This window comes from Candidatus Nitrospira salsa (assembly GCF_965152625.1).
In genome coordinates this window covers 624457-639850 of the sequence record NZ_CBCUCO010000002.1, presented here as the reverse complement: position 1 = coordinate 639850, position 15394 = coordinate 624457, and the positions used below count along the sequence as shown (strand labels likewise).

Genomic DNA, 15394 nt, shown 5'->3' with positions numbered 1-15394 from the left:
AAGTGGAACGATCGAATGCGCGAGTTTCCTGTAGACAGGATAACGACAGATGGAATGGGTTCAGGTCTATGAGTCCATCTTTGTAGCATAAGAAAGTACGAAATTGACGCTCGGAGACATTTAATAATGATCAGTAGGGGAAGGCATAATTCACACAATCCACCTGTTCGATGCCTTGCTTCAACATTCCGACAATATCGAGACCCTCTTCAACTTTTAGTATGTCAGATAGTCGTGCGCGAGTATTCGGATGCGGGGGAACAAAGAGAGTACAACAGTCTTGATCGGGTTCAATCGACGTTTCAAATGATTGAATTGCTTGCGCTTGCGCAGTAATTTCGATTTTGTCCATTCCAATGAGTGGACGAAGAATTGGCAAAGCGGTTACTTCACTCACAACTTGAATGTTGCCTGGAGTTTGCGAAGCCACTTGCCCGAGACTGTCACCCGTGACAAGAGCCCATGCCTCTTCTTGTCGAGCCAGTTCTTCGGCGATCCTCATCATCATACGTCGATAGAGGACCACGCGGATTGGCGCAGGTGCGCCAAGGACGATCTGTTGTTGAATTTCACCAAATGGCACAAGGTATAAGGTTGAGGAAAGTTGATACGACGTGAGTAACGTCACTAAATCACGAACTTTTTCTTCAGACGCGCGGGAGAGATACGGACGTCCGTGAAAGTGAACAAAGACCACCCGGCACCCACGTTTGATCATTCGATAAGCTGCAACCGGTGAATCAATTCCGCCAGACATGAGGCACAATACCTTTCCTCCAGTTCCAACCGGGAGTCCACCTGGGCCAGATTCTTTGTTAAAGGCATAATAGGCTTCATTTTTTAACACTTCAATATAGACTGTTACGTCGGGCTGTGTGAGATCGACGCGTTTGCCTGTCTGCTCACAAAGATGTGCGCCAATTTCACGGTCAATATCCATCGAAGTCATTGGAAAACGTTTTTCAGCTCGTTTGGTCACGACGCGAAATGTCTTGAATGGATGGGATGGAATGTCTCTCTGAATGGCATCCTTTAAGGTCGTCAAATCTGAAGAGGTAAGTGAGATGGGTGCTGAACGAGCAAATGAAAAATTTGTGACACCAAACGTTCGAGTCAAGGTTTCTTGAATTCGTTGCCAAAGATGTTCCTCTGGGAAGCTAATTCGAATTCGCCCGGGTAAAGCCTCAACTTGAATAGCCTTGAGATTTTTCAGTGCGGATCGCAGATGGTGGACCATCCGTTGCTCAAAGAACTTTCGGTTTCTTCCTTTGAGTGCCACCTCATGATAATGGACGAGTGCGTGAAACATTCAAGAAGTCATCATTTGTGAAATGCGATGCGAGTGAGATTATTGTGGCAATCCTCTGTTTTTTTTTTAGCCAATAGCCCCTCAATCATGGTACGAGGCGATCACGAAGCTTGGGTCTGCAGTATTATTCGTGACTTTCAAGAAATCGTTCAGCATCGATGGCGGCCATGCACCCGGACCCTGCCGCCGTAATCGCTTGTCGATACTGAGAATCTTGCACGTCACCGGCAGCATAGACACCAGGAATATTTGTTGCGGAGCTGTGTGCTTGCGTCACAAGATAGCCTGCCTCATCCATATCGAGGGAACCTCGAAACAGACTAGTATTGGGAGTATGACCAATTGCGACAAAGATTCCAGCACATGAGAGGTCTTCTGATTGCTTGGTCTTCACATTTCGAACGCGAATGCCGGTCACCACATCGTTGCCTAACATTTCGTCGATTGTGGAGTTCCAGCGAAAGGCAATCTTTTCATTTTTTTCGGCACGGTCCTGCATAATTTTTGAGGCACGTAATGAATCACGGCGATGGATAATCGTGACCTTAGTCGCAAATTTCGTGAGAAACGTCGCTTCTTCCATGGCACTATCTCCTCCGCCAATGACCACAATCTCTTTTCCTCGAAAGAAGAATCCGTCACACGTGGCGCAGGTTGAGACTCCATGGCCCATTAAGCGGCTTTCTGATGGGAGTCCCAAAAGATTGGCTGAAGCTCCTGTAGAAATAATCAGGGTCTTTGCTTGAATCGTTTCCTCGTCATCAATCGTGATAGAAAACGGACGTGTATTGAGATCGACTTTCGTCACATGTCCCTGACGAAACGCCGTACCGAATCGTTCAGCTTGAGCTCGCATGTCCATAATCAACTGAGGGCCCATAATTCCCTTAGGAAACCCAGGAAAGTTTTCGACATCGGTGGTAATCGTTAACTGTCCACCTGGCTGCGAGCCATCAATGAGTAGTGGAGAGAGATTGGCGCGGGCTGTGTAGAGTGCCGCAGTGAGGCCCGCTGGGCCTGATCCAAGAATGACGACATTATGCATGAAACAACTCCTTGTCTTTGGAACATTCTCCCGCCCTTAGTTATGAGGCGAGCTGAAAATAAGGGAATGGCATCCCTCGATTCTAACTCATAACACAATGGTTACGTGTCCTGCCGTGCCTTTGCCTGAAAGTGACGATACAGGCTTCGAACGATCGGACGTATCTGACGTAGGGGTAATGCCCCATTGAGCACATGATCGGCATATTGAATTTTTTTGCGAAGCGGCATCTGATGTTGAATTCGACGTGTTGCCTCAACCCTGGACATCCCGGTGCGCTGGCATGCGCGCTGAATTTGCATGTATGGAGGGGTCTTCACGACGATCACTCGATCCATACGCCTGTACGCGTCTGATTCAATGAGCATGGCAGCATCATAGATAATGACGGCATCCGGATTTTCCCGACCAATCCGACGAACCTCTCGAGCCTGTTCACGCGCCACTCGAGGATACAAAATATTTGTCAACTGTTTGAGTTTACGAGGATGACCAAAGACCCTGTGGGCCAGGGCCGCTCGATTCACCGTGTTCTGTTCGGTCAATATAGCTCGACCAAACATTCGAATAATATCTTTCCAGGCTACTCTGCGGGGTTTGACGATTTCTCGTGTGAGACTGTCGGCATCAATAATCTCTGCGCCACATTGCTGAAATATCTGAGCAATGGTTGTTTTTCCTGATGCTAAACCGCCCGTCAGGCCCACGATGAGCATATCGCACCATAGCATAGGATTTTTCTCTGTCACAATCATAACTTAGAAGCAGGAGTCCACATTCGCTTGACCCACAGGGACCATTTCGGTTATTGCCTAAGAAGACAGGCAAAGAATTTACTCATTTTGAACACGGTATTTTGCCTGTTTTCGTTTTTCCAGACTATACATGATTACTCCGTTGCATCACGTGCAGCACTTCCATCGCATGACTCTGATGATTGTGATGCTTTGCCTTGCTGTCGAATTTCCTGGAAGTTCATCAAGTTTGGCCGCGTCTCCTTCGACCGTCCCCCCCCCGGATCAAGCTAATTGGACTGTGGCCTTGGATGGCACCGGCACATATATTTCCATTCAAGAAGCTATCGATGCGTCAAAGTCTGGCGATACGATTTGGATCAAAGCCGGGACGTATGCCGAAGATGTGACCGTTCACAGCAAAGAGGGACTCAAGATTATCGGTGAGCGGATGGACCTGGTCGTGCTTTCCGGCCTGAAACGTGTTGGCACTCTTCACATTGGGAAATGGCCCTACGGTGCACGGAATGTTGAAATTCATAACCTCACCGTCAATCAACATGGCGGTTTAGGATTAGGAATTTTTAATGGTGGTGGGATTCTCTTAAAAAAGATTCATATCAAAGGCATGGTGTTTGGTCAGGAAGTTGAAGACGTGACAATTGAAGACTGCGTCATTGGCGGAAGTGAGACGACTGGGATCGCATTTGCCAACTCCAAAGCCACTCTTATAGGAAATTTTATCCATGACAATGATCATGGCGTCTCAATCGGAGGAACCTCTCAAGTATTGTTAACGCACAATGTCATTACTCGGAGCTTGTTCGAAGGCATTATGGTCCATGATACGTCTACGGCCAAAATCATTCAGAACACCATCGTCCATAACGGAGGAGGGATTGCCTTTCATGATACGAGTCAGGGGGAAGCACATGGGAATATCCTGACGGACAGTCAAGTTGGCTTTCTTTTCTCTCCGCAAAGCCAAACAACCTTCTCCTTCAATGTTATGTTTGCTAATGATGCGAACTATCTCCTCAAAGAACAGTCCAACGTTCCTGCACCACCCGATCGGCAAAGTCAGACAGATTTGAATGTCGCCCCGACCTTTGTCCAGCCGGAGAAGGATGACTATCGGCTTGTTTCCAATACCAAATTGCGAAATATCGGGACGTTCCAATTCTTAGGAGCGTTGCCGCCGGTTGATTCCGGCAGATAAAATTTCTTGACCTATCCACAACAGCACAACAGCAACAGTACGATGTCCAATAACGCTAAGGCTCAAGTGCTGATTCGCTTCACCTTACGGACGAAGAAGGTTTCTCGCACTATAGCCGTTCCAATGAGTTTCCGTACGTATGAAGCAATGTTTCGCGCTGAATTGGTGTATTTGAATCGGCTGGACTTGGACACCTGTCATATAGAGAGCAATTGGGTTATTGAATGACGATGTCGAAGGTATGTGGGAAACGCGAGGTCTTGCATGTATCGTGTCCTAACATACCTACCTTCAACCTTTCGGTTAAGCTATAGTATTGATCAGCAAAAGTTCTAATTGGCTCTCATCTATTAAACAAGTCTCGGAACCAACGTCTGATGACATAGAAGCAATCACAGGCTGGGAGCATTGAAGAATATGGATATCAATGAAAAAATTGTCAGGGCGAAGCAAAAGCTGATGCAACGTGGTCGGGGAGACTCTGCCCGAGAAGTTGATGAAGATTATGGTGACCCGCGTGTTCCGCCCGGGCAACATTTAGTCAATAATTGGCCAGTACTGGATCTTGGCTTCAAACCGGAGATTACGCTGGAAGACTGGAAGTTGGAGATTGATGGCCAAGTCGAAAATCCAGTGGTCTGGAACTGGGAGAATTTTCAGGCACAGCCTTCAGTCACCCTCACGACGGATTTTCACTGTGTGACGAGCTGGAGCCGTTTAGATAATGAATGGGTAGGGGTCAGCTTCAACCATCTGCTGAATATTGTTGGTCCACTTCCGTCAGCAAAATTTGTCTTTTTTGAAGCGTATGATGAATATACGACGAATCTTCCACTGTCCGTCTGTCGGGATGATGACGTCTTTCTGGCTTATCAGTGGAACCATCTGCCGCTTTCAAGAGAGCACGGAGGCCCGGCCCGCATGATTATCCCAAAACTCTATGCCTGGAAAGGGGCGAAGTGGGTTAAAAAAATCACCTTTACAGAGCAAGACCAAAAAGGATTTTGGGAAGTTCGTGGATATTCGAATACGGCACTGCCCTGGAATAATGATCGATATGGCTAAGCATTTGTGAGATGACCTCATGGGAGATAATTTAACAGGCAACGTTGAGTTCTACATAGATCATGTGGTGTGACAGAACCATTGTCATCTTCTATGATGCCTACATGAATGACATTCTTCATTCACCTTGCAAGCTTTCTTGTTGACTGGGTACGATATAGTTAATGGACCACTATCTTGAATGAGGTAATGACAGGATGATATCTCTCAAATATGTGTTGAGGAACCCGTTTCGCGTAACTGTGCTCCTATTTGTTTTTTCCTTCCCTCTGCTTCTCTCCCAAGTTTTCGCACAAGATCTCGCATCATTCTCAAAGCAGGTCACGCCCCACACCTTAAAAAATGGGTGGACGTTCATTATTGTTGAACGTCCGACGGCACCCGTCTTTGCGTTTATGACACGAGTGAATGTGGGCTCTGCTCAAGAACCGAATGGCATGACCGGTCTCGCCCATATGTTTGAACATATGGCGTTCAAAGGGACTCCACGACTGGGAACATCGAATTACGCGGAAGAAAAAGTTGCGCTCAAGAATCTTGAAGACGCCTATCTATCCTATCAACAGACCAAATTTTCATCGAATGCCGATCCTGAGATTGTCAGAGAACGCTATGATCACTTTAAACAAATGCAAGAGGCGGCCGGTCAGTATGTCGTAAAAAATGAATTCGGTGACATTATTGAACGTGAAGGCGGCGTGTCATTAAATGCATTTACCGGTGCCGATGTGACGGGGTACTTTTATGCGTTACCATCGAATAAAGTTGAATTGTTTGCCTATCTCGAATCAGAGCGATTTCTGCATCCGGTCTTTCGTGAATTTTATAAGGAACGAGATGTGGTGATGGAAGAACGACGTCTTCGGACAGAAAGCCGCGCAATTGGTCGCTTACTTGAGCAATTCATTTCGACCGCCTTTATTGCTCATCCCTACCATCATCCCGTGATTGGGTTTGCGAGCGATATTCAGTCGTATACGATGACAGATGCCGAAGCATTTTATCGTCAACACTATGTTCCTTCGAATATGGTGACGGCCATTGTCGGCGATGTACAAGCAGAGAAAATTATTCCACTACTGGAAACGTACTTTGGAAGAATACCCGAAGGGCCAAAACCAGAGCCGCTCAGAAGCATTGAACCGCCTGCCATTGCGGAAAAAACCGTGGTGCTCAGAGACCCTTCTCAACCATTTTATCTCGAGGGCTACCACAAACCAGCGGTCACCCATCAGGATCAGCCCGTTTTTGATGCCATTGATGACATTTTAACCAATGGCCGAACTTCTCGCTTCTATCGATCACTGGTCCGTGATAAGAAAATTGCCGTATCAGCCGGTTCCTATAGTGGCTATCCTGGAGAAAAGTATCCTCATCTTTGGATCGCGTATGGTGTGCCAACCAGAGGGGTGAGCAATACAACCATACAAGATGCCCTGCGTGACGAGTTACAACGTTTGACGACAGAAGATGTGACAGATGAAGAATTGCAAAAGTTTCGCACTCGAGCGAAAGCCGGTCTTGTTCGGGCATTGGGAAGTAATTTGGGTCTAGCGATGTATTTAACGGATTATCAAATGCTATTCGGCGATTGGCGTGAATTGTTTAAATATATTGAACGATTAGACTCCGTCACCAAAGCTGATATCCGTCGTGTCGCCAGCCAGACGTTTCGGGAAAGCAATCGTGTCGTTGGCATGATTGAAACTGAAGCTTCAGAACCACCAGTCAGGACCAACATGAATGCTTCAGGAGGGCTAGAATAATGCGCATGCAATCAAATCTTGTCAAAGGCGGCGGGTTCTTGATTCTCATGCTCCTTCTGAGCCAATGGCTGGAACCGCCTGTTCAGGCTCAAGTAGACCATGTTAAAGATTTGAAATTTCCACCTCTCGCAGAACTGAATATTCCAGAGCCAACGCGCGTGGTATTGGATAATGGGATGGTTGTCGTCATGATGGAAGATCATGAGCTTCCACTCGTCAGTGTTTCGGCAAAGATTCGGACGGGTTCTCGTCTTGAACCCAACTCGAAGATTGGGTTGGCTCAACTGATGGGAATTGTCATGCGTAGTGGAGGAAGTACCTCCCTAGCGGGCGATGCCTTGGATGATTATCTCGAAGGCAAGGCTGCAACAATTGAGACATCCATTGGAGAGACCGCTGGTACAGCAGCCATGAGTTGCCTGAAAGACGATTTCTCTGATGTCCTACACGTGTTTGCTGATCTGCTTCGAAACCCTTCGTTTGATCCTGAAAAGCTTGCCATTGCGAAAAACCAGATTATGGCCAGAATTTCACGTCAAAATGATAATCCAGATGCTATCCTCAGTCGTGAATTTAAGAAACTTGTCTATGGGCAAGACTCATCATATGCCCGTACGCCTTCCTATGCGACCGTGAGTGCGATTACTCGAAAAGATCTGATTGCCTGGCATGAATCATATTTCCATCCAAATCGAATTATTTTGGGTATCACTGGAGACTTTCAGTCAGACTCAACACTACAGATGGTGAAAGAAGTGTTTGGAGATTGGCCGATAGGTCCCGCAGTCAAAGATATTAATGTTCCCTACCAAGAGTCGAATCCTGCAAAAGTCTTTTACGTCGAAAAAAATGATATGACTCAAGCTAAAATTATGATGGGACATTTGGGGGTGATGCGACGAAACCCGGACTATTACCCATTGGTGATCGTTAACCAAATATTGTCTGGATCTTTTGGGGCCCGGCTTTTTTCAAATGTTCGATCCAAACAGGGATTGGCGTATGATGTGCACGGAGGAGTGGGATTCCAATGGGACTACCCTGGGTTGGCCAGTTTAATGATGTCAACGAAAACTGAAACGACCGGGGCAGGTATCGATGCCCTCATTGCTGAATCTGAAAAAATGGTGACGGAGCCGCCAACGGATCAAGAGGTGGCTAAGGCGAAAGCTGCCATTTTAAATTCTTATATCTTTTCCGTGGACTCTCCAGCCAAAATTCTTGGCAAGTACGTCACTCATGAATATTATGGATATCCTGCCGATTGGTTTGTCCAGTTTCGAAAGGGCATCGAACAAGTAACGACTGAGCAAGTCCGTGAAGCTGTTCGCCGGCATTTGCGGCCCCAAGGTTTCTCCATCTTAGTCGTCGGCCCTCGAAAGGGCACGGCATCAGCGTTAGCACGATACAATAGCATTCAGGAGGTGGATATCACCATTCCGGAACCAAGTTAAAGGATTGGCATTCCTGGTCTGAACTGATAAGAGTTTTAAATCTTTTAGAACACGCCTTCGTATGATGAATTGGATGTCTCTATGAACAGAACGATAGCTTGGAAACAAAGAGGACAGTTCGGTCTGTGTGCGCTTGTGTTGAGTCTGGGGTTGACTGGTTGTCAAACCAATCCGTACACCGAGCGCTCTCAACTTCTTTTGCTCCCGGACTCGTATATGACACAAATGGCTGCGACACAATATAACCAGGTGCTTCAAGACCCTGAAGTGCAACTCTCGAAAGACCCTAAAGAAATTGAGCCTGTTCAGCGGGTAGCCGCCCGCATTATTGAAGCGGCGAAACGATCAAAGTATGCCGAGGCGGCAAAGCAATTTAAGTGGGAAGTCTCTGTCATTAAGGACGACAACACCAAAAATGCTTGGGCAATGCCTGGTGGAAAAATTGCGGTCTACACCGGAATCTTTCCGATGGCCAAAACCGAGGCTGGACTCGCTGCCATTATGGGACATGAAGTAATTCATGCCTTGGCACAACATGGTGGTGAACGAATGAGTCAAGGTTTGGTCTCGCAGTTCGGTATGACCGCCGCAGCTGTGGCCCTTTCCACTCAAGGCTTCAGCCCGCAAATGAACCAACTGGCCATGCAAGCACTTGGGATGGGAACTCAAGTGGGGGTCATGCTGCCTTTTAGCCGAAGTCATGAATCCGAAGCTGATTATGTGGGCGTCTTATTGGCTGCTGATGCTGGCTATGATCCGCGGGAAGCAATCAACATTTGGCAACGGATGGCGCAAGCCTCGCAAGGTGCGAGCCCTGAATTTCTTTCAACGCATCCGGCTCATGGGACACGAATTGAGGATTTAAAGAAATGGATGCCGGAAGCCCTGGCTCTGTATCAACCGGCACCTAAGGCTCCGGTGAAAAATTTACCGCCAGTCACGCCTGCTCCGCCGAAGGCCGAAGAAAAATCACCTTAGGACAAAGCACCATTACGTCGCTAGATCTAGTAAAATCTTACCCGGGCATCGAGGTCAAATTTTCACGACTTCTCACATATCTTACAAACATGATGAATGGGAAATGGCTCTATCTGCCAACTGTACTGTTCGCCCTTGTGTTAGGAGCTTGCGGCAGCAGTGAACCCGTTGTGGAAATTGCGCTTCATCCAACAAAGCCCAATATCCTCTACATTGCGACCAACGCCTATCTTTATAAATCACGAGATGAAGGAGCCACATGGCAAAATATGTCACAAGGCATGACCCATTCTCGTGTGATTTCCTTAGCCATTGACCCTCTATTCCCAGCCAATGTGTATGCAGGAACCAAGGGTGATGCGGTATTTCGAAGTTACAACGGTGGCCAAAATTGGGAATCGAAACGAGCCGGGCTTGAAGATGTCACGATCTCTTCAGTGGTCCATCAACTCGTCTTTGTCCCTGGATCAAGTCAACGCTTTTTTGCGGCCACATCCATGGGCGTGTTTGAATCTGAAACGGCAGGGGAGACATGGATCAAGCGAATGGATGGAATGAAAGAAGTCCTTATGGTCATCTCTCTTGCCATTGATTCACAGCAACCTCAAACTCTCTATGCCGGAACAAGTGGTGGCGTGTATAAGTCTTTGGATGGTGGTCGGTGGTGGGTAAAAGTTAATAATGGTCTTGTGGACCCAGAGGTTTTGAAATCATCACGGGCATTGGGAGTCACAAAAATACAAATTGATCCGCACCATTCTGAGTCGGTCTTTGCGGCAACACTCACCGGTCTGTATAAAACGACGAACGGTGGAGAGGCATGGGAGAAAATTGGAGAAGATCTTCCTGATCACATGCTCAGTGACTTAATTGTTGATCCATCCATTCCTGGTACCATTTACGTGGGAAGCCGAAAAGGTGTGCACCTGTCAACAAATGGTGGATTAACATGGCGAGCCATGAACGAAGGATTGGAAAACCTAAATATCCGTGCACTCGCCATCAGTCCACTTGATTCTACATTACTCTATGTTGGAACGAATGGGAGTGGATTATATCGCAGTCGGCATGGTGGAGGCTCGTGGGAACCAGTTCCATTAATTGTTCAGGAAGGTTAAAGCAAAACATCCAGACAGTGAGCGTATTTGATAATTGCTAGCCGTGCTATTATGATGCGATGTTTTCAAAGATGACCTGCATGGACGTTCTGACATTTTTATTGATAAGGAAACGATGACAGTGAGCGATTCTACTCAAGGCCAGAATTTGAAAGACATCACGTGCGCATTTTGTGGCAAACCGCAAAGTTCAGGTAAAACGCTCATCCAATCGCCAACAGACAACACCTGTACGCAGTGTCAAGCGCAAGGACACGTGTTCATCTGTCAAGATTGCGTCCAGCATTGTTCGAAATTTCTTGCTGGACAACCGCATCTGCATGAGCCCGTTGCAGTTCCTGAAGGTCCACTCCCGACTCCTCCAGAAATCAAAGCCGTGCTTGATCAATATGTGATTGGACAAGAACGCGCAAAAAAAGTTCTGTCGGTCGCCGTCCATAATCACTACAAACGTGTTTTCAGCGGTCAAAAACTGAAAGATGTGGAATTAGAAAAAGGCAATGTGATGTTAATCGGTGCAACAGGAACCGGAAAAACACTGTTGGCACGGAGCCTTGCCAAAATTCTTCAAGTCCCTTTTGCCATTGCCGACGCGACAACTGTGACAGAAGCTGGTTATGTCGGGGAAGATGTTGAGAATGTTGTCTTAAAATTGTTGCAAGCGAGTGACTTTAATCTTTCACGAGCCCAAGTTGGCATTATCTATATTGACGAAATCGATAAAATTAGCCGGAAGTCAGAGAGTGCATCGATTACACGAGATGTCTCGGGAGAAGGGGTCCAGCAAGCGCTGCTCAAGCTTGTAGAGGGTACCGTTTGTAATATTCCTCCAAAAGGTGGACGCAAACATCCTGAGCAAGAATTCTTGCGGGTCGATACAGCCAACGTCTTATTTATCTGCGGTGGAGCATTTGTTGGATTGGATGAATTTATCGCTCAACGCACCAATCAAAAACGGTTAGGATTTGGGACCGAGAACGCACCGATTGAATCGAACCATCGTGACAACTTAATCGATCGAGTTCGTCCTGAAGATCTACTTAAATATGGACTCATTCCGGAGTTCGTCGGTCGTTTTCCCATTCTGTCGACCTTACGGGACTTAAGTGTTGAGGACATGGTTCGAGTGATGACGGAACCCAAAAATGCCTTAATCAAACAGTATCAGGCCTTGTTTGAATTAGAACAGATTCATCTCACGTTTACGCCGGAAGCTATACGGCTTATTGCGGAAAAAGCCGTGTCCATGAAGACCGGAGCCCGCGCACTGCGAAGCATTTTAGAGGATTTGATGTTGGACTTGATGTATGACGTCCCAGCACTCAAAGAAGTCACAGAGGTGGTGATCAATCACGAGGTGGTAGAAGGAAAAACTTCACCCCAATTATTGAAAAAATCAGCCTAACGTCACTTGTTGCTTCCTCATGGAGATTTCTTCTATCAACTCTGTGATGCAGGTCTCAAGCTAGCACTTCATCTACCTTCTGGAAATTTGTTTACAATACAAGGTTAATTCAATCAAATAGCAAGCCGCATTTTGATTATCGATGATGAAAATTTGAACTTTCCATTGTTTCCCCCTTGTGTTAGCCAAAATATGTTGTATTTTTATAGTATCCCTAAAAGAACTCTGAAGGTCTTTGCCTATTCGGTTTCTGTCTAATGTGATCGTGAGTTAATTGGCAGAAGTGAATGGGTTTTTTCAATTGAGGCTATTTAAAACATTACACATCCGATTCCATACCTTCTTCCAATTGGACTGCGAGATACTCGAGAAAGTACTTCGGATTATTGGAGAATCTCTGGACTGCAACCAGACCAACACAATCTGTGCAATTCGAAGAATCAAAGTAAAGTAGAAATACTGTAGCATTTCCCCTTCACTCATGTATTAAGTGAAACACTACATTTCATCTATGTTGTTGAATGTAAAGATGAAATAAAACTTTTTAATTCACAGAAAATAAGGCTCGTAATTTGCAAGAACATTTAATGCCGTACAAGAGCCGAATAAGTCCCAAATCACCTAGTTTACATCCAAGATTACATGCCCGCTTCAACTAATGCCGTAGCCGATTTAATCGCCATACGCAATTGACTTTATTCATGCCAACGCGTGAGTTGAGTTGCTTAAGAAAGATGAATGTAACAGATGCAAATCCGACGAAAAATATTAATTGACAGCCTTAAGGGTATTGACCTTATCCTCTTAGGCCTCGCTTTCTCTCTTTCAGTGGCCATTGCTTATACCCCGTCAGGAAATATTTCTTTTAGCGATTTTTTTGCCATTCGAGTCAAAGTTGAAAACATTATCTTCGTCAGTGCCATGGTTATTCTCTGGCACAGTATTTTTTCGTTTTTTCAAATCTATGAATCTCGACGACTTTCTACCCTGAAGGATGAATGCCTTGACCTGCTCAAGGCCATGTCACTCGCCACCTTCGTCTTGGTGACAGCATCTGTAATTTTTAACGTTGAGATCATTACGCAAGGATTTGTTCTAGCATTTTGGAGTAGTGGATTGATCCTCATCGTTGGCAGTCGGCTCGTCCTCAGATTTGCCTTAAAACAAGCGAGGCTGAATGGACGAAACATTCGGAACATTTTGATCGCCGGAACAAACCCCCGGGCAATACAATTTGCACGGGATATTCAAGCGAAACCTGAATTGGGGTATAATCTTGTTGGATTTTTAGATGAACCCTGGGCTGGAACGGATCATTTCAAGCAAACGGGTAACGCCATTGTCTCAGATTTCAAGAATTTTCAAAGTTTTCTGAGGTGTTTTATCATTGATGAAGTGATGATCGCGCTCCCAGTGAAATCGTACTATGCACAGGCCGCGCAGATCGTCGAGCAATGTGAAGAGCAGGGCGTACTCATTCGGGTCTTGGGAAATATGTTTTCGCCAAAGTTTGCACACGAACGAGTCGAACATTTTGGTACGCATTCACTGTTGACACTCCAACCCGGAGCGCTTGGAGATCAAGCTTTTTTCTTTAAGCGAATTATCGACATTCTCGTATCATTGCCTATTCTGTTGATGTTGCTTCCATTTTTTGTCCTCATCGCTATTGCGATTAAGATATCGGGAAAAGGTCCAATCTTTTTTGCTCAAAACCGAATAGGTCGGAATAAACGCCAATTCCGTCTATTTAAATTTCGAACCATGGTCCCTGGTGCAGAAAAGATGCTCAAGGATATTGAGCATCTGAATGAAGTCGAAGGGGCAGCCTTCAAAATTGAAGATGATCCTCGACTCACTTCGATAGGACGATTGTTGCGAAAAACTAGCATCGATGAGCTTCCGCAATTATGGAACGTGTTAAAAGGCGATATGAGCTTAGTGGGTCCTCGTCCATTACCTATTCGTGACTTTGAAGAGTTCACCGAAGATTGGCACCGTCGTCGCTTTAGTGTTCCCCCTGGGATCACATGTTTGTGGCAGGTGAATGGCCGAAGTCGGCTCTCTTTTGAAAAATGGATGGAGCTTGACATGCAATATATTGATCAATGGACGCTGTGGCTTGATCTCAAAATCCTGCTAAAAACTATTCCCGTTGTGCTCAGAGGAACAGGGGCCGCATAATTAACCAAAGAGAAACCTTACAATACTATGGCAAACGTTGCATTAATTACCGGAATCACGGGACAAGACGGATCATATCTTTGTGAGCTTCTGCTTTCAAAAGGGTATGAAGTACATGGATTGATTCGACGAGCCAGCACCTTTAACACCAATCGAATTGACCATGTGTACTTAGATCCGCACCACCCTCAGGCTCGGCTCTTTCTCCATTATGGCGATCTTGTGGATTCGAGTCAGCTCACACATCTGATCTATAATCTGCAGCCAACCGAGGTCTACCATCTTGGAGCTCAAAGTCATGTCAGAGTGAGTTTTGATATACCAGAGAACACAGGCGACATTACTGGATTAGGGACGACAAGATTACTTGAAGCCATCAAACGAAGCGGGGTGAAATGTAAGTTTTATCAAGCTTCATCGAGTGAGATGTTTGGAAATTCTGCTCCTCCGCAAAGTGAGACCACGGCCTTTTACCCTCGAAGTCCCTACGGTGCGGCTAAAGTCTATGCATATTGGATGACAGTAAACTATCGAGAGGCTAGCCAGCTATTTGCCTGCAATGGAATTTTATTTAATCATGAATCCCCAAGGCGCGGTGAAACCTTTGTGACACGCAAAATTACTAGAGCCGTGGCGAATATCGTGGCAGGAAATCAGAAGGATTTGTACTTAGGAAATCTTGATGCACAACGGGACTGGGGATTCGCACCAGAATATGTTGAAGGCATGTATCGCATGTTGCAAGTTGATGATGCCCAAGACTTTGTCCTCGGAACAGGAGAGGCTCATACCGTTCGTGAGCTTGTTGAAGAATCGTTCGGATATGTCGGACTCGACTGGCATGATTTTGTCAAGGAAGACCCAAAGTACCTCAGACCCACCGAAGTTGATGTGCTCATTGCACAACCGGAAAAATCCAAAAAGGAATTAAACTGGGAAGCACGAATTGGATTCCCCGAACTTGTCAGAATTATGGTTGATGCTGATATGAGAATAGCTGGCATTACCGCCAAAGGTGAAGGTGATACTATTATCCAGAAGAAGTTTCTTGAAAAATGGTGGCAGGGTGATTAATGTAAATGAGTAAGGAGTCGCTTGAGGAGTCTAGATATTATTC

12 protein-coding genes are annotated in these 15394 nt (G+C 46.0%); 9 read left to right on the top strand and 3 right to left on the bottom strand.

Annotated elements, in window-relative coordinates; genetic code table 11:
- Nucleotides 1-130: 130 nt before the first annotated feature.
- The 3 genes from thiI to coaE all read right to left on the bottom strand — a co-directional run bounded on the left by thiI (nt 131) and on the right by coaE (nt 3085).
- Nucleotides 131-1309 (bottom strand): tRNA uracil 4-sulfurtransferase ThiI, encoded by a 1179-nt coding sequence (gene thiI, locus ACWQXP_RS04640; RefSeq protein WP_454061677.1) that lies wholly within the window; start codon nt 1307-1309, stop codon nt 131-133.
- Between the two features lie 124 nt (nt 1310-1433).
- Nucleotides 1434-2354 (bottom strand): thioredoxin-disulfide reductase, encoded by a 921-nt coding sequence (trxB, locus tag ACWQXP_RS04635; protein ID WP_454061676.1) that lies wholly within the window; start codon nt 2352-2354, stop codon nt 1434-1436.
- Nucleotides 2355-2455: 101 nt separating this feature from the next.
- Nucleotides 2456-3085, bottom strand: coding sequence for a dephospho-CoA kinase (gene coaE, locus ACWQXP_RS04630; RefSeq protein WP_454061675.1), 630 nt, complete (start codon nt 3083-3085; stop codon nt 2456-2458).
- 154 nt (nt 3086-3239) lie between these two features.
- Between coaE and ACWQXP_RS04625 the strand changes: the two genes are divergently transcribed.
- The 9 genes from ACWQXP_RS04625 to gmd all read left to right on the top strand — a co-directional run bounded on the left by ACWQXP_RS04625 (nt 3240) and on the right by gmd (nt 15351).
- On the top strand, nt 3240-4307 hold the full coding sequence (locus ACWQXP_RS04625; RefSeq protein WP_454061674.1) for a NosD domain-containing protein: 1068 nt from the start codon (nt 3240-3242) through the stop codon (nt 4305-4307).
- Between the two features lie 417 nt (nt 4308-4724).
- Nucleotides 4725-5372 carry a sulfite oxidase-like oxidoreductase gene (locus ACWQXP_RS04620; RefSeq protein ID WP_454061673.1) on the top strand — a complete coding sequence of 216 codons (648 nt, stop codon included), beginning with the start codon at nt 4725-4727 and terminating at the stop codon, nt 5370-5372.
- 197 nt (nt 5373-5569) lie between these two features.
- Nucleotides 5570-7138, top strand: coding sequence for a M16 family metallopeptidase (locus tag ACWQXP_RS04615; RefSeq protein ID WP_454061672.1), 1569 nt, complete (start codon nt 5570-5572; stop codon nt 7136-7138).
- Nucleotides 7138-8592 (top strand): M16 family metallopeptidase, encoded by a 1455-nt coding sequence (locus ACWQXP_RS04610; RefSeq protein ID WP_454061671.1) that lies wholly within the window; start codon nt 7138-7140, stop codon nt 8590-8592. The genes ACWQXP_RS04615 and ACWQXP_RS04610 overlap by 1 nt, the downstream gene beginning before the upstream one ends.
- Before the next feature lie 81 nt (nt 8593-8673).
- Nucleotides 8674-9570 (top strand): M48 family metallopeptidase, encoded by an 897-nt coding sequence (locus ACWQXP_RS04605; RefSeq protein ID WP_454061670.1) that lies wholly within the window; start codon nt 8674-8676, stop codon nt 9568-9570.
- Nucleotides 9571-9659: 89 nt separating this feature from the next.
- Nucleotides 9660-10688: a WD40/YVTN/BNR-like repeat-containing protein gene (locus ACWQXP_RS04600; protein WP_454061669.1), complete on the top strand. Its 1029-nt coding sequence runs from the start codon at nt 9660-9662 to the stop codon at nt 10686-10688.
- Nucleotides 10689-10809: 121 nt separating this feature from the next.
- Nucleotides 10810-12093, top strand: coding sequence for an ATP-dependent Clp protease ATP-binding subunit ClpX (gene clpX / locus ACWQXP_RS04595; RefSeq protein WP_454061668.1), 1284 nt, complete (start codon nt 10810-10812; stop codon nt 12091-12093).
- Between the two features lie 747 nt (nt 12094-12840).
- Nucleotides 12841-14277: a sugar transferase gene (locus ACWQXP_RS04590; protein ID WP_454061667.1), complete on the top strand. Its 1437-nt coding sequence runs from the start codon at nt 12841-12843 to the stop codon at nt 14275-14277.
- A gap of 27 nt (nt 14278-14304) precedes the next feature.
- Nucleotides 14305-15351, top strand: a complete 1047-nt coding sequence (gmd, locus tag ACWQXP_RS04585; RefSeq protein ID WP_454061666.1) for a GDP-mannose 4,6-dehydratase — start codon at nt 14305-14307, stop codon at nt 15349-15351.
- Nucleotides 15352-15394: the final 43 nt, after the last annotated feature.

Coding starts and splice junctions, on each gene's coding strand:
- thiI (WP_454061677.1), bottom strand. CDS start 1,309: ATGTTTCACGCACTCGTCCATTATCATGAGGTGGCACTCAAAGGAAGA.
- trxB (WP_454061676.1), bottom strand. CDS start 2,354: ATGCATAATGTCGTCATTCTTGGATCAGGCCCAGCGGGCCTCACTGCG.
- coaE (WP_454061675.1), bottom strand. CDS start 3,085: ATGCTATGGTGCGATATGCTCATCGTGGGCCTGACGGGCGGTTTAGCA.
- ACWQXP_RS04625 (WP_454061674.1), top strand. CDS start 3,240: ATGATTACTCCGTTGCATCACGTGCAGCACTTCCATCGCATGACTCTG.
- ACWQXP_RS04620 (WP_454061673.1), top strand. CDS start 4,725: ATGGATATCAATGAAAAAATTGTCAGGGCGAAGCAAAAGCTGATGCAA.
- ACWQXP_RS04615 (WP_454061672.1), top strand. CDS start 5,570: ATGATATCTCTCAAATATGTGTTGAGGAACCCGTTTCGCGTAACTGTG.
- ACWQXP_RS04610 (WP_454061671.1), top strand. CDS start 7,138: ATGCGCATGCAATCAAATCTTGTCAAAGGCGGCGGGTTCTTGATTCTC.
- ACWQXP_RS04605 (WP_454061670.1), top strand. CDS start 8,674: ATGAACAGAACGATAGCTTGGAAACAAAGAGGACAGTTCGGTCTGTGT.
- ACWQXP_RS04600 (WP_454061669.1), top strand. CDS start 9,660: ATGATGAATGGGAAATGGCTCTATCTGCCAACTGTACTGTTCGCCCTT.
- ACWQXP_RS04590 (WP_454061667.1), top strand. CDS start 12,841: ATGCAAATCCGACGAAAAATATTAATTGACAGCCTTAAGGGTATTGAC.
- gmd (WP_454061666.1), top strand. CDS start 14,305: ATGGCAAACGTTGCATTAATTACCGGAATCACGGGACAAGACGGATCA.